This is a genomic window from Bradyrhizobium sp. NBAIM08 (assembly GCF_020193935.1).
GTDB lineage: Bacteria > Pseudomonadota > Alphaproteobacteria > Rhizobiales > Xanthobacteraceae > Bradyrhizobium > Bradyrhizobium yuanmingense.
In genome coordinates, this window is record NZ_JADYVR010000567.1 from 1 (window position 1) to 429 (window position 429).

Here is a 429-nt window from a genome sequence, read left to right on the forward strand (position 1 = left end):
TTATAATACTGCCCTGGTACAATACTGTTCGAGCGCCGCATTACCCGTTGACGAAACATCCGGTGCTTTTGCTTTACTACAATACTATCGTTGCCACTGTTTCGGCCTGGTAAATAACTCGAATCGGCCATTATCAGATTCTTATCGTCATCAATATTTGTTTCGGGATAAAACACGACCCTGCCAACTTTGTATTTACCAAAAAAGGAAGTATCAATAGCCGGGCGCTGAAACAAACGTATATCAATGGTCGGATTCTGGCGACGCTGTTGTGCCTGGTTAAACAGCGACAACGGATCATTTTCAAGGCTGATAAGGGCCGGGTTAATCGTATCGGCTTCCGCCAGTAAGCTATTGCGGGTAAGCCGGTAATAACCCCGTTGCCTGTAAAGTGCCACCAGCCGGTCCAGTTCCTGCGCAACTAACTGT

The 429-nt window shown here is 46.9% G+C and carries 1 protein-coding gene; it reads right to left on the reverse strand.

Annotated elements, in window-relative coordinates:
• On the reverse strand, positions 1 to 429 hold a 429-nt coding region (locus I6F37_RS40990), incomplete at both ends, for a hypothetical protein (RefSeq protein WP_225154518.1).